The sequence below is a fragment of the Synechocystis sp. PCC 7509 genome (assembly GCF_000332075.2).
Lineage (GTDB): Bacteria > Cyanobacteriota > Cyanobacteriia > Cyanobacteriales > Chroococcidiopsidaceae > Aliterella.
Genome location: NZ_ALVU02000002.1, coordinates 61,219 through 82,081, shown reverse-complemented (window position 1 = coordinate 82,081; position 20,863 = coordinate 61,219). Strand labels below are relative to the sequence as shown.

Genomic DNA, 20,863 nt, shown 5'->3' with positions numbered 1-20,863 from the left:
CGGCCTCTAATGAATTCTAAATCCCCCTTCAAGTGGCGGCATTATCAGTCAGAAATCATCCTACGTTGTGTTCGGTGGTATCTAAGCTATCCGCTTTCCTATCGCCAAGTAACAGAGATGGTGAACGAGCGGGGATTAGATATACATCACAGCACCGTCTTCCGTTGGGTGCAAGAATATAGTCCAGAAATGGACAAACGAGTCAGACCGTATCTAAAGCTTACTAATGACTCATGGCGGGTAGATGAAACCTATATTTTGGTCAAAGGCAAGCAGAAGTATTTATACCGAGCAGTCGATTCGGCAGGGAACACCTTAGACTTCCTCCTCACAGCGAAGCGGGATGCGAAAGCGGCGAAACGGTTTTTGCGTAAGACATTGAAAGCAATTCACACTTCCGTACCAAGAGTCATCACTGTGGATAAGAACCCTGCTTATCCAAAAGCGATTAACGTACTCAAAGCTGCCAATAAGTTACCCGAAGTAGTGAAATTACGACAGATTAAATATCTCAATAATATTGTGGAGCAAGACCATCGGGGGATAAAACGATTAGTCAAACCAGGAATGGGATTTGGCTCCTTCAACACTGCAAGAAGAACCATTCGGGGATATGAAACTCTGAACATGGTTAGAAAAGGACAAGTTATTGGTGTTCCCAGGGGAGCCATCAAAGAGCGACTTGTCTTTATCTATCAAATCTTTGGGGTAGTTGCATAATTTCAACTCCTGCCACAGGGGTTTTCTGTCTTCACTAAGTTTTTGCAACACAACCCTAATTTGTACTTAACCGATCAATCTGCAACCAAAGTACATAGTATGCCTATAGGCGAGTTGGCTAAAACTTGCTATGAAATCGAAGTAGGCGACAGAGCTAGTTTAGAATTTGTCAGCGAACCCTTAATTTTCTATTCCAACTCAGCATTGGAGCAAACCATCAAAGTCAAACTCCATCCTACAGCACAATTATTTATTAGTGAGATTGTTGTACCTGGAAGGTTAGCAAGAGGAGAGTTTTATAATTTTCAATACTACTTTAGTCGCATGGAAGTAACTTCGCCATCTGGGGAATTAATTTTTGCTGATACTATGCGTCTAGAGGGTAAACTTAACCCCTTTTCTCACAATAAAATTTTTTCTTCTCTGCCAATAATTGCTAACTTAATACTCGTGCTGCCAGAAGTTGAACTAAAAAAGTTGAGTAAAGAGTTAGAAAGTTTTATCTCGCCTAGAGAAAGTGCGATCGCCTGCGCTAGTTCGTCTTTACCTAACTGCAACGGTTTAGTAGTTAGAGTAATGGCGGGAAATACGGGAATAATTAAAGTTTATATTCAGTACGTTATGAACTGCGTCAGGAAATTAACAAACCGCCCAGCTTTACCAGAGATCCCTAAATGACTCAAATAGCAAACACTTGGTTGGGTAACTATAACATTGATGCAACTTTAGCAGAGCAAATCGAGCAGGAGCGCGTTGCAGGTGATTGTTTAGAAGTATACCTGCATCCAGATAATAGTTCTAAAGGACGAATTTATGCCCGTTCAACTTCTGGCGTTGCGGTGGGTATTATTAAAGAGCGCGATCGCATCTTAAACACTGGTGATGTATTTAAAACCGAACAGGGACAACTATTAGTTGTACATATAGAAGCGCAAAAAGTAGTTGTTATTAGTTTTACTGGCGTTGTAGGCGATCGCGCACTAGAGCTTATCCATCTAGGTCACGTATTAGGCAATCATCATTATCCTATTTTGTTAGAAGCAGGTAAAATTTATGTTGAACTTGTAACACCTCTTGAAGTAATAACAGCTACGATTAAACGATTTAATATTCCTGGCTTATGCGTCAGTTACGAAGTGCGATCGCCCGATCAAAAACTTATCTTCTCTCCTCACTCTCATTAAGATGTCTCTAATTGTTCAACAGATGGCGCTGATGCAGCTATCTGACTCAGCTTTCCCGTCAGGCTCTTTTACACTTTCTCATGGCTTAGAATCGCTGGTTTACTCTGGGCAAATTAAAACTGCTGACGACTTCCAAGAATTTCTTAAACTGCTGCTTTATAACAAAATAGGTACATCTGACTTAGTAGCTTTGCTTAACGCCCATCGCGCTAGTATAAATAATGACTTGGTGGAGATTCGCCGCGCGGATTTACGATTATTTGCTTCAACGACCATTGCCCAAACCCGCGAAACACAACGCAAAAGTGGCAGGGCTTTACTGATGGTGGCTCAATCAGTTTGGAACGATGAGCAACTACAAACTTTAGCTGTAGATACCGCTACAGGGACAATTCAATGCTTACATCCAGTGATTTTTGCAGTAGTTGGACGTACTGCGCTATTAAATGAAAGCGATACAATGCTGGCTTTTGTGCATAGTTTTATTGCTAGTTTAGCTAATGCGGCGATTCGTTTAGGTGTGTTGGGACATATTCAAGCACAAGTGGTAATAAATGCGATCGCTTTTGACATTGAACCGATTATTAATAATGCAATATCTATGACTCTAGATGATATACGATCTTGTACTCCAGCTATAGATATTGCTCAAATGCGCCATAAGTACCTTAGTCAAAGGCAATTTACAAATTGATCGTTCTCAAAGGCTTAGAAGCAGGTGTGAAAAACCTGTCATGTGAGGCTAAATATCAAGAGGCGGTGAAGAAAGCGCGTCACTTTTTCTTGCGTTTGCAGGAGCAATTGCAGTGGCGACCCAAGCGCTAGGTGTAGGGGTAGATATAGTGGAGCAAGACCACCCTTGGCTAAAACGATTAGTTAAACCGGGGATGGGATTTGGCTCATTTAATACGGCACGGCGAACCGTTAGAGGATATGAAATTACAAACATGATGAGAAAGCGGAAAGTTTGCGGGAGGCTGTGCCTTCCGTAAACCTTTCCAAGAGAAAGGACAAGTTATTGGCGTTCCGAAAGGAGCCATCAAAGAGCGACTTGTCTTCATCCATCAAATCTTCGGAGTGATTGCATAATCGGAACTCCTGCAAAGGGGTTTTCTGTCCTCACAAAGTTTTTGCAACACAACCTTAAATTAAACCTGATATTTTCAGAAGTTAAAAAATATTACAGAGGTACTGTAAAAAATTTGACTAAGTAGATAAGTCTAATTATTTGTAGAACAGGTTAGTGAAGTCAAACTCTTTCTAATAGAAGGTTTGATGCATTAGGTAGTGCGCCTAATAATCCTAAGTTTAGTTATACCTCGTTAGTTAGCTGTGTTTAATGTTGCTCCAAAATAAACATTTATATAAGTTGCTCTGAGATTTTTCAGGCTGACTGGGGTTTTATCCAGAGATTTTCTGTAACGACAATTACAAAATAGCCAATTAACTTAGAAATTGAAGGTCGTTGCGATCGCGCAACCATCAACAAGATCAAGGGAAAATATTACTCAAATTTAGATAATTTTTTAGCAATACACACCAATGATAAACACAATAAAGCCAAATTACCTAAGCAGCTTTTCTCCCGATATTAATGAACTTAAAAGCTCATTAATCGATCTAATTCAAGAAGGGGTAATGTTTGTCTCTCAAAATCTCAAACCTGTTTATCTAAATTCAAAAGCAAGAGAAATCTGTCAACAACTCTGTCTTAATAAACATTATTCAGATAATCTACCTCCAGTTATTGCTGATATTTATTATCGCTTAACTAAAAATTCTAGTTCTAAGAACAGAGAGCTTGTAATAGAGTATCAAATCGCTGAGGAGCAAACTATTCGGATTCGCGCTTCCCAAGTTACTTTTGGAGTAGAAGATCGCCCTTGGTTGCTAGTATTTTTAGAAGATCGTAATGCAAGTTTGCAAGAAGAATTATGGATAGAGCAAAAAAAATACGACCTAACCGAACGCGAAACACAAATCTTAAATTTGCTATCGAAAGCATACACCTATCAAGAAATTGCTGAAATGCTGCAAATCAGTCTCAATACTGTGAAGTTTCATGCCAAAAATATTTACGCCAAAAAACGTAGTTGCTTAGAACCAAAAAAACTATATTTTGAGATCGATAAATAACAATACGACTACTTAAAAGGGTAGTTGTGTTTGATTTTTATTTGATTAAAACAGAGTAGGAAAGCTACTTTAAATAAGTAAGCTTTATTAAACCAAAAGGAGACAGTCTCATGATTTACAACATCAAACAATTACTACAAAATACTCAGCTAAAACAGCAAGTTAAAGAATCTAGCAACTTAGTAGAAGCTATCAAACTTATTGTAAATGCTGGTGTACAAAAAGGCTACACTTTTACCCAAGAAAATGTAGCTCAAGTAGTTAGCGAACTAATACTAGACGAACGGGAACTTTCGGAATCTGAACTACTTGCTGTTACTGGTGGGTTGCGGGGTTCTGCTATAACGGGGTTAAGCTTTTACGATTGCTGCTGGTAGGCTTGCATCGGGTAGGGTAAGAGTCTGTATCTTAAATAGATTGCTAGACTCTGCTCCAAATCTATCTAATTCTAGCTCAAAGCATAAGAATTAAAACTGCTGCTGAATTTTTCTAGATTACTTAACTTCAACAAAGAAAATAAACTCATGATTCAACATATCAAACACCTCATGGAAAATAATCAACTAAAACAGCAAATCAAAGAATCTAGCAACTTAGTAGAAGCTATCAAACTGATTACAAATGCTGGAGTACAACAAGGCTATTCTTTTACTCAAGATAGTGTCGCTGAGATAGTTAGTGGGCTAATGTTAATAGAACAAGAACTTACGGAAGAAGACTTACTTGCAGTCAGTGGTGGATTGAGAAACAGTTGTACTATATTTACATCGTGGGATAGTATTTTCTCTGTTCTCTGTTAAATACATTCCAAAAGTAAGGCAATTGTTAGCAAAAAATATCTCAAAGAGAAGTTATTATTCACTTTAGTTTGGGTAATTTCAATAGCTGACATCAATTAACTTCAAAAAGGAGAATAAGCTCATGATTTTGACCATCAAAAAACTACTGCAAAATACTCAATTACAACAGCAAGTCAAAGAAGCGGATAACTTGATAGAAGCTATCAAATTGATTACAAATTTTGGTGCAAAAAAAGGCTACTCTTTCACCCAAGATAGTGTAGTTCAAATGTTCAGCAGGCTAAGTTTAGAAGAACAGGAACTTTCGGAAGCTGATTTACTAGCAGTTACTGGGGGGTTACAACCAATTTCCGGCGGATTGTGTAAAACAATAAATTCAGGGACTCGTTGCTAAAGTTCGGCTTTTTTCTTAAAGATTAGCTTGTTTTCAAGCTAATTCGATGGTAACTGTAGCGAGTTTATGTGTTTCATAAATATAGCAATCCTATTTAATTTATAAACATATAACCGTTATAGGGGCGCAATGCATTGCGCCCCTATAATGTTCACTTAGATGATAATTGAAAAAGATTTTCTTAATCATTGCACATCACTTTTTTAGAGGTTGAATAAAATAATAAACTACTCAAAAGTGTAGTACAAAAACTACTATTTATTAATTAAAACAGAATAAGAAAATTGCTCTAACGAAGTAGATTTTCTAAAGCAAACTAAATCAGAAAAAGAGAACAAGCTCATGAATTTAAACATCAAAGAACTGCTACAGAATACTCAATTGCAGCAACAATTAAAAGCAGCCAGTAACTTAGTAGAAGCTACTAAAATGATTGTAACGGCTGGAGCAGAAAAAGGCTATTTTTTCAGCCAAGAAAGCATAGCACAAGTAGTTAGCGGGTTGATGTTAGAGGAACACGCCCTAACAGAATCTGACTTACTCGCTGTTGCTGGTGGAAGAATGCCTGATTGTAAATGTGGCTTGGTTTATTGCTCGGAATAATCTGTTAGATTTCAGAGCTTTTAATGTCAGCCAATTGTTGAGGGGAAGACTAACTTCCCTTTACTTTACAGATTTTTAGCGATCACACAGTGCGATCGCCTTTTTCTTAAATTGCTAACTCGAATTATCACCCCTCATCCTCAGAATTTGCCCTATGTCTCAAATAGCGATGCCTACGGCGGGCTACGCCTACGCACCTTCCATCTATTGCACTCACGCAGATTTAACATTGATTGTTGCTAATGCCAGCTTTCTGTGGGAACGCCTCGATCTACAGCGTTTTACTGCGGATAACTCCCAAGCAAAGGAAGCAGAAATTGACCGACGCTTAAATCGTTGGTGTCAAGTCGCCGCTCAAGGCAATTGGGATATTTTGCAAAAGCGTTTGCAATGGGAAGGTTTAGATACGGACACGGTTTTGCCTCTAATGGGAACAGTGCGATTAAATGCTACGGAGCCGTTGCCAAAATGGGCGGAAACCCTGCAACAGATTATTCAAACAGCAACAAAATTTACTCCTGGATCGGTTTTACCAATAGACCCAGAAAATCCTATCCCCTTTGAAGATATTTTACTACCAGCGATCGCCGTTGCCAGACAACAACTATTAACTAAGCAACCTCTATCAATCCTTTCCGAAGCCGCTTACAGTGCCTTAGAACGTAGTTTGCTGCAACGACTGGCGGCACTTTGCACTAAAACCTTAGATTTTGAATTTTCCCAGGTTCGTCCCTTTGGTCAAAATTTGCTCAATTTGTTGGGATTGGAAACAGAAAACAAGAGTAAAACTTACTATACCCAGTTTGTTGCTCAACTGCTTGAAGATGGATTGCTGACCTTTGTCCAAAAGTATCCAGTTTTAGGTCGGTTAGTAGCAACCGCCGTCAATTTTTGGGTTGAGTTCACAGCAGAATTTATCCAAAGATTAGCTCAAGATCAAACAGATATTCAGCGTGTTTTTGGCTCAACAACTGGGTTATCTGCCCAAAATAAAGTTATTGCAATCCAAACCGCTCTTAGCGATGCCCACCAACGCGGACGAAGCGTTATTTTGCTTACCTTTGAGTCTGGACTCAAAATTGTCTACAAGCCCAAAGATTTAGGGTTAGAGGCGGCTTTTAACCAATTTTTGAACTGGTGCAACCAAAACAGCCAGCTATTAGATTTCAAAGTAATTCAGGTGCTTAACCAAGTTAATTATGGTTGGGTGGAATGTGTAGAACATCAACCTTGTGTAGATGAAAATGCTGCGTCACGCTTCTATCGGCGAGCCGGAATGCTGTTGTGCTTACTTTATGCCCTCAGAGGAACTGATTGTCACTGCGAAAATTTGATTGCTAGTGGCGAACATTTGGTGTTGATTGATATGGAAACTCTGCTGCATCATGAAGCAAATTTAATTGAAAACTCACCTTTTATTCAAGAGTTTGATACCGCCGCCGCTCAACACCTGTGGGATTCGGTATTACGCACGGGAATGTTACCGCGATGGGACTTTAGTAGCGATCGCCGTATTGCCTATGATATTAGTGGGTTGGGTAGTGCCGATTCTCAAGCTACGGCTCGAAAAGTGCGTCGCTGGCAAGCAATTAATACTGACGATATGCACCAGCAGCAAGAGTTAGTGACATTCCCTGTAGAGAAAAACGTGCCGCATTTAGGTAAAACTGCTCTATCTGCTAACAATTATCAGGCACAAATTGCTACTGGATTCGAGCAGATGTATCGCTTCTTGATGGTAAATAAGGATAGATTGGTGGCAAAAAATAGTCCGTTAGCTGCCATGAAAGAGCTACAAATCCGCTTTATTTTCCGCGCTACTCGGATCTATGGTACGACCTTACAAAACGCCTGGACACCCGATTACCTTAAGCATGGAGTGGATTATAGTATTGAACTAGATCGCCTCAGTTATGCCTTTTTGGTGGCTCAGAACAAACCCCAAGCTTGGTCGATTCTGAATGCAGAATTGCGCGCGATGGAGCAGTTAGACATTCCTTTTTTTACTGCTAGTGCTGCTAGTGATGAGTTGAATTTAGCCAATCAAACTATTGTTAACTACTTTCAACAGCCAAGTTACCAACAGGTCTTGAGCCAATTACAAGCATTGAATGAAACCGATTTGTCCCGACAAGTGGCAATTATTCAAGGCTCTTTTTACGCCAAGGTGGCGCAATATTCAAGCCAAGATGAGCAATGGCATACTGTTGAATCTTTACCTTTGCTCAATAAGGTACAGTTGATTGAAGAAGCTAAGGCGATCGCAATAGAGCTAGAAGCAAGAGCAATTCCCGACCCCGACGGTAGCATCAACTGGGTTAGCTTAATCTATATGCCAGAGTCAGAAAGATTTCAACTCCACGTATTGAACGATAATCTTTATTCTGGACGCTGTGGGGTGGCTCTGTTTCTCGCCGCTCTGGCTCAGGTATCTGGAGAGTCACGTTTTTGCGATTTAGCATTGCGGACTTTACAATCTTTTCGCCAGCAAATTCACTCCTTCGATTTAGAGTCTCAGCAGCGAAGTGCGCGTCTTATGGGAATTGGCGGCGCATCGGGTTTAGGATCGATTATTTATACCTTTGTCAAAATCAGCCATTTCTTGAATGATGAAACTCTGTTGCAAGATGCTCAAATCTTGGCTACTTGGATGACACCGGAACTGATTGCGGCGGATAAACATTTAGATATTATTGGCGGTGCGGCGGGAGCAATATTAGGGCTATTGTCTCTGTATAAAGTAACAGAAGACGCAACGGTATTAGATCGAGCGATCGCCTGCGGACAGCATTTACTCACCCACAGGGTTAGTTATGAAGGCGCTCCTCAAGCTTGGAAAAGCTTTGGGGAAAGACCATTTACAGGTTTCTCTCACGGGGCTGCGGGTATCTCTTATGCGCTGCTAAGACTCTATGCTGTTACTCAAGATGGCAACTATTTAGCCGCCGCTCTAGAAGGGATTGAGTACGAACGCAGGGTTTTTTCCTCTGTTAATGGCAACTGGCCCGACTTTCGCCAACTAGGACAACCTAATAACTTTCCCGTGCAGTGGTGTCATGGTGCGGCGGGAATTGGCTTAGGACGTTTGGGAAGTTTGGAGATTGCCAACATTCCTGGAGTTGAATGGGAGATTGACATAGCTTTGCAGACTACCCAGCGCTATGCGTTGCAAGCAATCGATCATCTATGCTGTGGCAATCTGGGTCGGGTTGAAGTGCTTTTGGTTGCGGCTCAACGCTACTCTCGTTCTGACTTGTATCAAGTTGCTTTGCAAAATGCCACAAATGTTGTGGTTAAAGTCAAGCGTACCGGAGCTTATCAACTGTTTCCTAATTTACCTAATTCTGTGTTTAATCCTGGCTTTTTCTCAGGAAGCGCCGGAATTGGTTATCAGCTACTTCGATTAGCACAGCCTGAGCAATTACCTTCAGTATTGCTATGGGAGTAATAGCAATTTTTTAAAAGGTTAATTCTGAGCTTGGTAAAAAATAATAAGACTACTCAAAGGGGTAGGGCAAATCTTATTAAGAATCGATTACAACAGGATTAAAAATTGCTTTAAATAAGTATTTTTTAAAGCAATTTAACAACAACAAGAGGAAAGTATGTCTAACGAAAATATCATTCGTGCTTGGAAAGATCGAGAGTTTCGCAATAGTTTAAGCAAGCAGGAAAGCGAACTTTTACCAACACACCCTGCGGGGCTGGTTGAACTGATTGATGAGGATCTAGGCGCTGCTGCTGGTGGTATCCGGGCTGAAGATACCCACTATATGTCGAAGTGTATTGTCTGCTGCTAACTTTTGCTGACACTCTTTAAAACTCAGCGACGCAAGCTAACAACAAATTCATACCAATTAACTATTTTTAGGAGAAAGTTATGTCACACGAGAACATTATTCGGGCTTGGAAAGACGAAAATTATCGCCAAAGTCTCACCCCAGAGGAACAGTCACTACTACCCGCAAACCCCGCAGGAATGCTTGAACTGACAGATACTCAGTTAGAAAATGCGGCGGGTGGAAGAAAGTTTACTTATGGCGGCGATGAAAGTTGCAATTCAGGAATTATTGCTTGTACTTTACCTCTAATTTGTGGTGTAGAGAAGTAGCATAAATTGCCATCATTCTCAATTAGTGAAATTAATTAAAAGCGATCGCTTGCCTTTTTCTCATAGATAAAGGTGCGATCGCATCTCTGTTAAAATCCACTGTAATTTTGACTTAAGGAGTCATTCTAATGATTCATCATATTTCAATTGATGCTTACAATCCATTACGAGTTGCTGGCGTTCTAGCCGAAATCTTGAAAGGCAAAGTATATAAATTTCTAATTCCTGGTAGTTACATCGTGATGCCCTTTGATAACTATGGCACTCACTTTGTAGTTTTTAAAGCAGGAGATGTATGGATTCCGGGTACTGATACCCAATCAGCTAAGGTAATTCAAACTACACCTACCAACTTTGTAGCTTCCCATGCCGCAATTTCAGTTCCTACTACTCATCAACAGATTGAGCAGATTGGGCAACGGGAAGGGTGGCGCACTCTGACTCGCCAAGCAGGGGATGCGCCCTTTAGCGCCATTGAGTTTTGGGTAGAGGATCGTATCCTGTTGGAGTTTTTACCGCCGGAATTTGTACCCCAATATTTACAAACCATGCAACCAGACGTGATGGAGCAAATCTTAGGTCAGCCAATTGAGCCTATAGCAGCTTAGGAAAGTGCTAGGCGATGTAATTTTTAATGTGCGATCGCATTTTTTTAGGTAGATTTCTTAAAACTGAATCAAAGACTACCTAAATGTGTGGGCAACATCAACTGTGCGATCGCTTACAACAGAGTTATGCACTGGATGGGAGTTTTACCGTTATGTCCCATTGTTGGATCTTCAAGGAGAGCGATGACAGAGATTCAAACAGTGCAAATCTCAAAATAATGTAGGCGGTTTGTGGAGTTTCTGTCGCTTCCTCCACTTTGTTGCTACCAAAGGAAGGCTAAACCCTTTATCAGAGCGGTCAGAGGTAGCGAACGTCTAGCGTTATTTAAAAGTAAGTTTTTCCATATCAATCTAACAATAGTGGGAGGAAAATATGTCTCACGAGAACATTATTCGGGCTTGGAAAGACGAAGAATTTCGCAATAGCTTGAGCGAAAAAGAACGGGCGTTGCTACCAGAAAATCCGGTAGGGTTGGTCGAATTGACAAATAACGAACTAGGCAATGTTTCCGGCGGACGTAGGAACGATGACACCTTGGGAGGTAGTTATGACTGCACTTACATTTGCTGCGTTACAGTGAAGCGACAAGACCCGTTGTAGCGGCTGAATAGCAAGTAGTTTGAAGCAGTAAGCTGGTAGTTAGCAATCGCCTTCTTTCTTTTCATAAATAAGAGGGCGCTTATTTTTTACTTGCTAATTTAGCCAGCTAGAAATTGATCAATGATTTTGTAAAACTACCCAAAAGTGTAGGAGGTCTTTTATTAATTATCAGTTAAAACTAAAATAAGAAAATTGCTTAGACAAGCACATTTTTAAAATCACCTAATACAAATACAGGAAAAAATCATGTCGCACGAAAACATTGTTCGCGCCTGGAAAGATACAGAATTTTGCAACAGCTTGAGCGAAAAGGAACGTTTACTTTTGCCAGAAAATCCAGTGGGATTGGTTCAACTCACAGATGCAGAGCTAGGCGCTGTAGTAGGGAGAATCGCAGCAGTTACAGATAAAACTTGTCCAGCTTTGCGGCGATATTGCTAATTATTTACATTACTAATAAGGAGGACATTATGTCGCACGAAAACATTATCCGTGCTTGGAAAGATGCAGATTTTCGCAACAGATTGAGCGAAAAAGAACGGGCATTGCTGCCAAAAAATCCCGTTGGGTTGGTAGAACTGACTGATGCAGAGTTGGGTTTTGCGGCGGGAGGTCGATACAACAATACTGGCGATGGCGGTTGTAGTCAATCTCCCCATTGTATCTAATCGGTAGAAGTCAAAATTATGACGCTAACCCCTTAAATTGAGCGGTGGCGGGTAAGTAAAAGTAACTCAATCGCCGTTGCTTAACTACAGGTTTCGCAAGAATTTATAGAGAAATTTTTATGAATCAACCAATTTTTCAAAGTGCAGATTGGTATCAAGCGATCGCACTTACCGAACGCATTGCATTGTTAAAAACTGCCCCAAGTAAGTTTGAAATTGATTTTGCTCTCGCTCAACGTTGTAGAGAACGCTGGAAATCGCAGTCACCGTTAGATAAAGATGCTTGCTTTGCCCAACGTTTAGCTACAGACAGCATTAGTGAAGATGAGTTTTTTGACATTCTTGGCGCACCAATTGAAGTTGTAGGCGATCGCTTTTCCCATCCTCCAACTTGGCTAACTGATTTAGCACAAGCCTTTGCTCGTCCTCCGGCTGTAATGACTTTTCCCGAAGAACTCAAAGCTATAGAGATAATTGGCTTTTTAGAAATAATTGAGCCGTTAATTAGTCAAGGACGCGATCGCCTAAAAGAAGGTATACAAGCATTAATTCCCTCACAGTCTAATTTACCTTTCAATATTGAAACTATAGAAAACCTGTTATTTATCAACCTCCCAAAGCGACTGTTGATGATGTTGAGTCGCACCTTGGTATTAGAATTAAACGTTGCTCGTCTGCAAGGATTATTGTCAGGAGATACATCAAAGGAGAGATTTCAAAGCTTTATTGGGCGTTTGCGCCAGCACGATGTAGCTCTAAATATCTTAAAAGAATATCCAGTTTTGGCAAGACAACTTACTATTAGTGTCGATCGCTGGGTGGCGGTGAGTTTAGAATTTCTCCAGCATTTATGTAGTGATTGGGACTTAATTCGAGCAACATTTACTCCAAATATAGAGCCGGGCGTACTAACAGAAGTAAGTAGTAGTGCAGGTGACAGCCACCGAGACGGACGTAGTGTAATTATTGCTAAATTTAGTTCTGGCTTTCAGGTAGTCTATAAGCCGCGATCGCTATCTCTCGATATTCATTTCCAAAACTTGTTGACTTGGACGAATGACCGCGGAAATCACCCACCATTTAGAACATTGAAAGCCTGCGATCGCGTTTCCTATGGTTGGGTTGAATTTATTGAGGCTCAAACTTGTTCTTCAAAAGAGGAAATTCAACGATTTTACGAGCGACAAGGAGCTTACTTAGCTATTCTCTACGGGTTGGAAGCAACAGACTTTCACCACGAAAACTTGATTGCGGCGGGAGAACACCCAGTTTTACTTGACTTAGAAGCGTTGTTTCATCCCCGTGCTGGAGGTGCGGATCTCAAACAAGCAGACCAACTTGCTAACAATACTCTTGGTTACTCAGTGTATGGTATTGGGTTGCTTCCTCATCGGATGTGGTCAAATGAAGAATTTGCAGGCATTGATATTAGTGGTTTAGGAGCATCAGAAGGTCAACTGACTCCCCACCAAATACCACGCTGGGAAGGAGTGGGAACCGATGAAATGAAGCTCACTCGCCAGCGCGTAGAGATGCCAGGAGCGCAGAATCAACCGACCCTTAACGGCAAAACAGTTAACGTGCTGGATTATGCAGCAGAAATTAATCATGGCTTTACTAATATGTATCGCTTGCTTTGGCAACATCGAGAGGAACTGTTAGCAGAGAATGGACTATTAGCTAGTTTTGCTGGGGATACGGTACGAGTAATTGTCAGAGCAACACGAACTTATGCTACATTACTCGCCGAAAGTTTCCATCCCGATGTGTTGCGGAATGCTCTAGAGCGCGATCGCTTATTCGATAAACTTTGGTTAGCTGTTGAACATCTTCCCCATTTAGCTAAATTAATTCCCGCCGAGGGTCAAGACTTGCTAAAAGGTGACATTCCTCTATTTACTACCCGTCCTGAATCAAAGGATTTATGGGCGAGTTCCGGTCAAAAAATTGCTAATTTTCTTGACGAGTCTGGCTTGGCTTCGGTGCAACGTCGATTGCAACAACTTGGCGAAGCCGATTTACAAAGGCAACTTTGGATTATTCGAGCCTCCTTAACATCCCTCTATCTCAGCACCGACGAGCAACAGGGACATTCAAGTTACAAATTAACAGAGTCTCAAACTGTTGCCGATTGCCAGAGTTTATTAATGGCTGCTCGTGCGGTAGGCGATCGCCTAGAAACCTTAGCTTTACGAGGAGAGCAAGATGTTTCCTGGATTGGCTTAACTTTAGTGAATGACCGCCATTGGTCTGTTGCGCCTTTGGGATACGATCTTTACGATGGTTTGCCAGGAATCATTTTATTTTTAGCTTATCTTGGGGCGATTTCTGCTGAAGATCGCTATACAAACTTAGCTCGTTCGGCATTGCAGACACTCCAAAGGCAATTAGAGCAGGGTCGCTCCTGGATCGATCAAATTGGTGGTTTTAGTGGTTGGGGTGGCATTATCTACACTCTGACTCATTTGGGGACTCTGTGGCAGCAACCCCAATTAATTACTCAGGCGGAAAGTTTAGTTGAACTTTTGCCGCCGCTAATTGAAAAAGATCGGCAATTTGATATTATTGGCGGTGTTGCAGGCTGCATTGTTAGTTTACTCAACCTTTATTGTTGTTCTTCTAGAAGTCGCACCTTAGCTTTAGCAATTCAATGTGGCGATCGCTTATTAGCCAATGCGAAATCAATGGATCAAGGTTGCGGTTGGGTTGTCTCCACCGTTGGTACAAAACCTCTAGCTGGTTGTTCTCATGGTAATGCGGGGATTGCCTGGGCGTTGCTTGAACTAGCTGCCGTTTCTAAAGCAGAAAGGTTTAGAACTACAGCCTTAAATGCGATCGCCTACGAGCGGAGTCTGTTTAGCCTAGAAGCATCGAACTGGCCCGATCTGCGCCTGTTTGCAACATCAGTCTTAGCAGATAGCATTGAGCAAACTAACTTTATGACAGCGTGGTGTCATGGCGCACCGGGAATTGGGATGGTACGTTTGCAATGTCTTCAACATCTTGACAATTCTGAAATCCACGCTGAGATTGATACATCGATCAAAATAACCATAGCTGAGGGCTTTGGTAAAAATCACTCTTTATGTCACGGCGATCTAGGCAATCTGGAATTATTATTGCAAGCAAGTCAAATCCTTAAAAATCCTCAATGGCAAACTCAAATAGATCGCCTTGCAAGTAATATCCTCGATAGTATTAGTCAAAATGGCTGGCTTTGCGGGATTCCTCTAGGCGTAGAATCCCCCGGATTGATGACCGGACTTGCAGGTATTGGTTATGGACTACTGCGTTTAGCCGCGCCCACACAGATTCCCTCTGTTTTAGTGTTAGCGCCTCCTATACATCCAGGAGTAAGTAATTATGAGTGATTCGACTCAAGAGACACTGCGGGATTCTCCACCTACAAAACGCTCAATCTTTAGAGATGAAGCCGTGCGCCGCTACGTCGAGAGTCAGGAGAAAGCCGTTTTACCTCGGTTACTTTCCCCAAAAACCTTTTTCTATCTTTGGTTGCTAGTGGGACTAATTGCCGCTACTAGCGTTATTACTTGGCTTGCTATTGAACCTGTTACTGACTTAAATAATGAACGCATTTCGAGCCACACAAAAAATTTACTCCAAAATTGAGTTAATGGGTGGGCGATTGAGACATTTATCTTTTTTTAGTAAAAGTATGATGCCTTGGTCTAAACATCGAGTTCCGGTAAAGCTGCAACTAAGCGCTGTAGAATGCGGTGCAGCTTGCCTAGCAATGATTCTTAGCTACTACGGTCGCCCCACAAGCGTTGTTGAATGCCGCGATCGCCTGGGTATTGGTAGAGATGGGGTTCACGCTGAGGCGATCGCTAAAACTGCTCGTACCTATGGATTGCGAGTAAAGGCATATTCAATCGAAAACTTAGCTGATTTTAAATACATATCACTACCAGCGATCGCCCACTGGGATTTTAGTCACTTTATTACTATCGAAAGCTGGTCGCCAAAATGGGTTGAAATTATCGATCCGGGGTTGGGAAGACGACGGTTGACGGTGGCAGAATTTGCCGCCAGCTTTACGGGGGTAGTTTTAACCTTTGAGCCGGGATTGCAGTTTGAATGTAATGTTCCTAAAACTCCGAAATCGTGGCGCAATTATTTAATTGGGTACGTGCTAGATAAACCGGGCTTACTTCTGCAAATTCTGGGAAGCTCTTTATTACTACAAGTTATGGGGCTTTTACTCCCCATCTTTACTAAAATATTGGTCGATCGCGTCCTCCCCCTCCAGATTACTAGCATCATGCCAATGTTAGCTCTAGGAATGGCAATGCCAATTTTAGCTTTAATCGTCACAAGTTATCTGCGTTCCATACTGCTGATTTATTTGCAAGCACGCACCGATAGCCGGATGATGCTGGATTTTTGCGATCGCTTACTTGCCCTTCCTTTTCGTTTTTTTGAGCAACGAACCACAGGGGATCTGTTAATGCGATTGGCGAGTAATGCCACTATTCGAGAAACTCTCACAGGTCAAACTTTATCAATAGTTTTAGATGGTGCTTTTGTATTAGGCTACCTTGTCCTTTTACTCGTGCAAGCGCCGATCTTTGGTTTGGTGGTTCTAATTGCTGGTCTACTTCAATTAGGACTCTTGTTTGCGACTACTGAGCGCATCCACGACTTAATGCAGCGCGATTTAATTGCTCAAGCCGAGTCCCAAAGCTACCTTGTAGAAACGCTGACGGGCATTTTAACCGTTAAAGCTTCTGGATGCGAAGATCGAGCTTTCGATCGCTTGTCAAATTTATTTTTTAATCAACTCCACGTTTCCTTACAACGTAACCATTTAGCCGCAGGAATTGACACGGCAATGTTAGCAATTCGTGCGGGTTCGCCCCTCGTGTTGTTATGGGTAGGGGCGCTATTGGTACTGAATGGATCGATGAGTTTGGGGACAATGTTGGCATTTAATGCGATCGCCATTGCCTTTCTCGTACCTTTAACTTCTCTAGTATCCAACGGTCAACGGCTGCAATTAGTTGGCGCACACCTAGAGCGACTAACCGATGTTTTGGCAGCCGAACCAGAACAAAAGCTATACGGGGTAAAAGCTGCACCACCTTTGACCGGGCAAATTGAACTAAACCACGTTAGCTTTCGCTACGATCCAAATGCACCGCTTGTTTTACGCAATATCTCTTTGACAATTGAACCAGGTCAAAAAATTGCTTTAGTTGGTCGGTCAGGTTCGGGAAAAAGTACCTTAGCAAAACTGTTGCTTGGTCTGTACTTACCCACCACCGGAGAAATTTTGTACGATGGTATCTCTTTACAAAACCTAAATTGGCGCAGCTTACGCAGTCAGTTCGGAGTAGTGTTGCAAGAGCCATTTCTGTTTAGTGGTTCTATCCGGCAAAACATTATGGTTAACAACCCCAGTATTTCTTTAGAACAGGTAATACAAGCGGCAAAAGTTGCCGAGATTCATGAGGATATTGTGCAACTACCAATGGGATACGAAACCCGAATTGCTGAAGGCGGTTCGGGGTTATCTGGCGGTCAGCGTCAACGATTGGCGATCGCCCGTGCTTTAGTTCATCAGCCTGCAATCCTTTTGCTAGACGAAGCTACAAGTCATTTAGATGTGCTAACAGAGAATTTAGTAGAACAGAATTTAAGTAAGTTAGGATGTACGCGGATTGCGATCGCTCACAGATTAAGTACCATTCGCAACTCAGACATAATCTTTGTTGTTGAGGGCGGGGAAATCGTTGAACGAGGTTCTCACAAGCAACTCCTAGCCAAACATGAATATTACAGCAATTTGATATCAAACCCGCTACAAAGATCGTAAACTGTAAAAATATAGTTGTGTTGCAAAAACTTAGTGAGTACAGAAAACCCCTATTTTAGGAGTTATGATTATGCAACTACCCCAAAGATTTGATGGATGAAGACAAGTCGCTCTTTGATGGCTCCCCTGGGAACGCCAATAACTTGTCCTTTTCTCACCATGTTCATGAATCTATCCCACTAAGGTCAAAAGGTGATAATCTAATTGTCAGAGTGATTAAGTCCTACAGAATATGGCGGGAAGATTTGAGGGATTAAGCGATCTAGAATGGAAGTTGTTTGAGGATGTGATCGGCGAGAAAGGAGAAAAACGGGGACGGGGAATGCCCCATGCGCCTTTCCGTCATGTAATCAACACCTTAATGAAGGCAATTGATTACGGGCTGCCGTTGGTGCGATGTACCGAAGGGAGAAGTTTGGGCATCAAAAAGTTCAGCCCACCGATGGCTAAAAAGCTGGCAAGCAGATGGAACGCTAGAGCGACTACAAGCAAGGATATTAGGCATCGCCTCGGAAAAAGGATTAATTAACTGGAGTCATGGTGCGGTCGATGGCTCTTTTTCCCCCTGGGAAAGGAGGAGGTGAGGACGTTGCTTATGGCTATAAGGGCAAAGGAATTTTAATTCATACTTTGACCGACGGTAATGGTATGCCTCTGGCTAATTGCACGACCGCAGCTAATGGTAGTGAAAGAGAACAAGTGATGCCGCTATTGAATAGCGTTACTGTCAAAACTAATTCTCCTGGCAGACCCCGTAAACGGGTCAAAGTGCTGGCTGGGGACAAAGGCTATGACTCCAAAGATTTGCGTGCGGCTTTACGCAAACGTGGTATTAGACCGCAGTTGCCGAAGCGAGCCTGGAAAACTAAAAGAAATCGAGGTAGACCCATAAAAATGTCAGTCCCTCGTTTTCAACAAGAGCGCTGCTTTGCATGGTTTCAACGGAAATACCGTAGACTTGTTGTTCGATGGGAAAGAATTTCTGCCTGCTTTAATGCTTTTATTTCCCTTGCAACAATTCACATTTGGATTAACAGAATTTTATTACTGGGATAGGTTCTTGTATTGCTTGATGCAAATTCATAAGTTTTTTTGACAAAAGGTTAGTTGGAATCGCAAGGGATGTTACCTTCATCCCTCGTGAGAAAACGTTTAGCTTGCAAGCAGTTCTTGCTTTACTACTTGCAAAATTTCTGGTTTAGCTTGCTGCAACTTGAATTTTATTTGACTGATTAAAAACGCAAGCCTCTGGTCGCGCCCATTAACTTTCTGGGCTATTCCTAGCACTTTAGCTATCTTTCGAGCTTGGCGTAATTTTAGCTTGCTAAGGTCTACTGCTGCAAGTATTTCTTCCGATACTGGCAAAGATGACTCTACGAAACGTTCTTTCGCTGGCGGTAGCAAACGCAGGATTGATTGTTTATAAACTGGAACTGTTGTTGGCGTTTCTACAAGCATTGTCAAAGGCAATAGCCAAGGGTCAGGCAAAGGTGGAATTGGTTGTGGAAGTGCTGCAACCAGTGGTGGTTGAATAGGCAAAGGTTGAGTGGGTTCTGTCTTTGATAGACTTGGAGCGCTCGAAACTTGTTTGTAGAGAGCAATTAACCTTGAAGTGAAATCCATTACTGCGATAATCGTAAAGCCTAATGCGATCGCATTGAAGAAGTAAGTCAGCAATTCTTGTGTAGACATGATAGAAATCCTTTTTATGTGTTCGGCGTGTAGGGAGTGCCGAATTTTATCTTCGCATCTGCACTGCGGCAGCAGTTGTAGCAAGGGAACCAACAAGACTTTTTGGAACTTCAATACCTGCTTAACTCAATAATACAATTAGTTGAAATAAAAGTTAAGCATTAAATATTAATAATTGCTGAGAAAAGGCAAATATTAATGTTTAACTCTAGAGCTTAATTTATCTGCCTAATCGTTAAATTTAACCTATCGCCATTCTTCAGTAAATTGCTAGTGTTGGGTACGATTCCCTTAAAAGAATGGAAGAAATTTCGGCTTTCTCCGCCCATTACAATAACATCGCCGCTTTGGGCAATATATTGTTTGGTTGCGTCGGTACGATGTTTGCCGCCCAAAACAAATATTCCACTATCACCCCTTAGCAATGAGTTATCACTTTTGTTTTGACGTACTGCTCACTTCTGGTAAGGTTCTCAATCAGTAAAATCGCTTTTTGGTACTGCCGAATGTTAAACATAGCTATGTGAGTTTTTTCCAGTTGCAACCCCCACAAGGGGTCAAAGTGACGATGAGCCAGAACTACGCCATTGCCGCCACTTCTTGTCGGCTAATGTTCCTGGCGATTTATCGCTACCGCTACCAGGATAACAACCGACCCTTTGTTAGCTGAATACTACTGGAGAAGATAGGACAACTGTCAAATATCGAAAGCAAAGATAATGGTTAGAACATGAGAAATGTAGCAATCCAAGTAAATTTACGGTTTGTCGCATTCAATTGACGGCGTTAAGTTCGCCGAAACTTTATCTCAAACCTAGTAGATTTACAGTTTGTAGCCGTTATTTACCGAGGCTAAGATAGCAGTAACTTTTATTTAAGAGCAAAACTCCAATGAAATCTACACATCTGATTAAGAATGCTGTTATTATCGTCAGCACAACAGTAGCTGTAATTACCCTTCAAGTTAGCAATGCTCTAGCCGAATACTCATTCACAGTGCAAAACTCGGCAGAAACATCAATCACAGAACTATTGGTGTCAGAAGATGGAGACAATTGGGGACATTTTGATGTCGGTAGTGGCATTGCTTCCGGTGAGACAGCCAAGCTTGTCTGGGATAAAAATACCGATGATGAAAGCTGTAGCCAGTCCATTAAAGCTGTATATGCTGATGGCAGCTATTCACAGCCAGCCAATTTTGACTTTTGTCAGGAAACCGATTTAGTGTTTGAGGAATAGTTGGGATTGAAACGGCACTTGAAATTAGCCGTAATTAACAAGGCGATGTCGATGTTTGCGTAAATATTTAACAAGACTTATGCAAACATCTTCAAGAGTGCTAAATACTTGAGCCGCTCAATTGCTCAATTATGTATTGGCGAAGCAATCTATGCTTGGGAGAATAGAAGCTTTACAGTTGCCTACAAAGAGCTTTACATAATAAAAATAGCCAAGAGGTCAATATACCAGATGAATACGGCTAATTGCTGTATCAATGTAAAGCTGTCTG

26 protein-coding genes and 2 pseudogenes are annotated in these 20,863 nt (G+C 41.6%); 25 read left to right on the top strand and 3 right to left on the bottom strand.

Annotated features, from left to right (window positions below; genetic code table 11):
• Window positions 1-9 precede the first annotated feature (9 nt).
• The 21 genes and pseudogenes from SYN7509_RS0221575 (at window position 10) to SYN7509_RS0221480 (ending at window position 17,661) form a co-directional block, all read left to right on the top strand.
• The gene (locus SYN7509_RS0221575; protein ID WP_028954484.1) at window positions 10-720 is read left to right on the top strand and encodes an IS6 family transposase; all 711 of its coding nucleotides are present in this window, start codon (window positions 10-12) and stop codon (window positions 718-720) included.
• A gap of 42 nt (window positions 721-762) precedes the next feature.
• Complete coding sequence (locus SYN7509_RS27850; protein ID WP_227501571.1) at window positions 763-1,398, top strand: urease accessory protein UreD; 636 nt, start codon at window positions 763-765, stop codon at window positions 1,396-1,398.
• The gene (locus SYN7509_RS0221565) at window positions 1,395-1,904 is read left to right on the top strand and encodes an urease accessory protein UreE (RefSeq protein WP_009630799.1); all 510 of its coding nucleotides are present in this window, start codon (window positions 1,395-1,397) and stop codon (window positions 1,902-1,904) included. Before SYN7509_RS27850 ends, SYN7509_RS0221565 begins: the two co-directional genes overlap by 4 nt.
• Before the next feature lies 1 nt (window position 1,905).
• Window positions 1,906-2,598, top strand: coding sequence for an urease accessory protein UreF (locus tag SYN7509_RS0221560; protein ID WP_009630798.1), 693 nt, complete (start codon window positions 1,906-1,908; stop codon window positions 2,596-2,598).
• 142 nt (window positions 2,599-2,740) lie between these two features.
• Window positions 2,741-2,872: pseudogene (locus SYN7509_RS31095) on the top strand (IS6 family transposase); the annotation flags it as partial.
• Window positions 2,873-3,446: 574 nt separating this feature from the next.
• Window positions 3,447-4,040 carry a LuxR family transcriptional regulator gene (locus SYN7509_RS0221550; protein WP_009630797.1) on the top strand — a complete coding sequence of 198 codons (594 nt, stop codon included), beginning with the start codon at window positions 3,447-3,449 and terminating at the stop codon, window positions 4,038-4,040.
• Window positions 4,041-4,150: 110 nt separating this feature from the next.
• Entirely contained in the window at window positions 4,151-4,417 is a 267-nt protein-coding gene (locus tag SYN7509_RS0221545; protein WP_009630796.1) for a hypothetical protein, read from the top strand.
• Between the two features lie 147 nt (window positions 4,418-4,564).
• On the top strand, window positions 4,565-4,840 hold the full coding sequence (locus SYN7509_RS0221540; protein WP_009630795.1) for a hypothetical protein: 276 nt from the start codon (window positions 4,565-4,567) through the stop codon (window positions 4,838-4,840).
• A gap of 121 nt (window positions 4,841-4,961) precedes the next feature.
• A complete protein-coding gene (locus tag SYN7509_RS0221535) occupies window positions 4,962-5,234 on the top strand; it encodes a hypothetical protein (RefSeq protein WP_009630794.1) in 273 nt (90 codons plus the stop codon).
• A gap of 342 nt (window positions 5,235-5,576) precedes the next feature.
• Complete coding sequence (locus SYN7509_RS0221530; protein WP_009630793.1) at window positions 5,577-5,837, top strand: hypothetical protein; 261 nt, start codon at window positions 5,577-5,579, stop codon at window positions 5,835-5,837.
• A 154-nt stretch (window positions 5,838-5,991) separates the two neighbouring features.
• On the top strand, window positions 5,992-9,285 hold the full coding sequence (locus tag SYN7509_RS0221525; protein WP_009630792.1) for a type 2 lanthipeptide synthetase LanM family protein: 3,294 nt from the start codon (window positions 5,992-5,994) through the stop codon (window positions 9,283-9,285).
• A 157-nt stretch (window positions 9,286-9,442) separates the two neighbouring features.
• The gene (locus SYN7509_RS0221520; protein ID WP_009630791.1) at window positions 9,443-9,637 is read left to right on the top strand and encodes a mersacidin/lichenicidin family type 2 lantibiotic; all 195 of its coding nucleotides are present in this window, start codon (window positions 9,443-9,445) and stop codon (window positions 9,635-9,637) included.
• A gap of 80 nt (window positions 9,638-9,717) precedes the next feature.
• Window positions 9,718-9,948 (top strand): mersacidin/lichenicidin family type 2 lantibiotic, encoded by a 231-nt coding sequence (locus SYN7509_RS28800; protein ID WP_009630790.1) that lies wholly within the window; start codon window positions 9,718-9,720, stop codon window positions 9,946-9,948.
• Between the two features lie 128 nt (window positions 9,949-10,076).
• Window positions 10,077-10,556 (top strand): hypothetical protein, encoded by a 480-nt coding sequence (locus SYN7509_RS0221510; RefSeq protein WP_009630788.1) that lies wholly within the window; start codon window positions 10,077-10,079, stop codon window positions 10,554-10,556.
• Between the two features lie 87 nt (window positions 10,557-10,643).
• Complete coding sequence (locus SYN7509_RS31460; protein ID WP_255327333.1) at window positions 10,644-10,775, top strand: hypothetical protein; 132 nt, start codon at window positions 10,644-10,646, stop codon at window positions 10,773-10,775.
• A gap of 154 nt (window positions 10,776-10,929) precedes the next feature.
• Window positions 10,930-11,157 (top strand): mersacidin/lichenicidin family type 2 lantibiotic, encoded by a 228-nt coding sequence (locus SYN7509_RS26685; protein ID WP_009630787.1) that lies wholly within the window; start codon window positions 10,930-10,932, stop codon window positions 11,155-11,157.
• 246 nt (window positions 11,158-11,403) lie between these two features.
• Window positions 11,404-11,598, top strand: coding sequence for a mersacidin/lichenicidin family type 2 lantibiotic (locus SYN7509_RS26680; RefSeq protein WP_009630786.1), 195 nt, complete (start codon window positions 11,404-11,406; stop codon window positions 11,596-11,598).
• Window positions 11,599-11,627: 29 nt separating this feature from the next.
• Window positions 11,628-11,825 carry a mersacidin/lichenicidin family type 2 lantibiotic gene (locus SYN7509_RS27840; RefSeq protein WP_009630785.1) on the top strand — a complete coding sequence of 66 codons (198 nt, stop codon included), beginning with the start codon at window positions 11,628-11,630 and terminating at the stop codon, window positions 11,823-11,825.
• A 119-nt stretch (window positions 11,826-11,944) separates the two neighbouring features.
• Window positions 11,945-15,196 (top strand): type 2 lanthipeptide synthetase LanM family protein, encoded by a 3,252-nt coding sequence (locus tag SYN7509_RS0221490; protein ID WP_009630784.1) that lies wholly within the window; start codon window positions 11,945-11,947, stop codon window positions 15,194-15,196.
• The gene (locus SYN7509_RS0221485) at window positions 15,189-15,455 is read left to right on the top strand and encodes a hypothetical protein (RefSeq protein WP_009630783.1); all 267 of its coding nucleotides are present in this window, start codon (window positions 15,189-15,191) and stop codon (window positions 15,453-15,455) included. Before SYN7509_RS0221490 ends, SYN7509_RS0221485 begins: the two co-directional genes overlap by 8 nt.
• A gap of 46 nt (window positions 15,456-15,501) precedes the next feature.
• The gene (locus SYN7509_RS0221480; protein ID WP_038022251.1) at window positions 15,502-17,661 is read left to right on the top strand and encodes a peptidase domain-containing ABC transporter; all 2,160 of its coding nucleotides are present in this window, start codon (window positions 15,502-15,504) and stop codon (window positions 17,659-17,661) included.
• 68 nt (window positions 17,662-17,729) lie between these two features.
• Here SYN7509_RS0221480 and SYN7509_RS31935 read toward each other — a convergent pair.
• Window positions 17,730-17,828, bottom strand: a pseudogene (locus tag SYN7509_RS31935) (IS6 family transposase); the annotation flags it as partial.
• 65 nt (window positions 17,829-17,893) lie between these two features.
• On the opposite strand from SYN7509_RS31935, the gene SYN7509_RS29355 reads away from it, so the two are divergent.
• Window positions 17,894-18,190: a hypothetical protein gene (locus tag SYN7509_RS29355; RefSeq protein WP_202807209.1), complete on the top strand. Its 297-nt coding sequence runs from the start codon at window positions 17,894-17,896 to the stop codon at window positions 18,188-18,190.
• A gap of 20 nt (window positions 18,191-18,210) precedes the next feature.
• Window positions 18,211-18,717: a transposase gene (locus tag SYN7509_RS0221470; protein ID WP_028954076.1), complete on the top strand. Its 507-nt coding sequence runs from the start codon at window positions 18,211-18,213 to the stop codon at window positions 18,715-18,717.
• A 96-nt stretch (window positions 18,718-18,813) separates the two neighbouring features.
• Here the strand turns inward: SYN7509_RS0221470 and SYN7509_RS0221465 are convergent, their stop codons facing one another.
• Complete coding sequence (locus SYN7509_RS0221465; protein ID WP_009630276.1) at window positions 18,814-19,353, bottom strand: hypothetical protein; 540 nt, start codon at window positions 19,351-19,353, stop codon at window positions 18,814-18,816.
• A gap of 215 nt (window positions 19,354-19,568) precedes the next feature.
• Entirely contained in the window at window positions 19,569-19,709 is a 141-nt protein-coding gene (locus tag SYN7509_RS31835) for an alpha-ketoglutarate-dependent dioxygenase AlkB (protein ID WP_369792322.1), read from the bottom strand.
• Between SYN7509_RS31835 and SYN7509_RS31455 the strand changes: the two genes are divergently transcribed.
• Both SYN7509_RS31455 and SYN7509_RS0221460 read left to right on the top strand, forming a co-directional pair.
• On the top strand, window positions 19,653-19,775 hold the full coding sequence (locus tag SYN7509_RS31455; protein WP_255327332.1) for a hypothetical protein: 123 nt from the start codon (window positions 19,653-19,655) through the stop codon (window positions 19,773-19,775). The two genes, SYN7509_RS31835 and SYN7509_RS31455, sit on opposite strands and share 57 nt — an antisense overlap.
• A 469-nt stretch (window positions 19,776-20,244) precedes the next feature.
• Window positions 20,245-20,592 carry a hypothetical protein gene (locus SYN7509_RS0221460; protein WP_009630277.1) on the top strand — a complete coding sequence of 116 codons (348 nt, stop codon included), beginning with the start codon at window positions 20,245-20,247 and terminating at the stop codon, window positions 20,590-20,592.
• Window positions 20,593-20,863 lie beyond the last annotated feature (271 nt).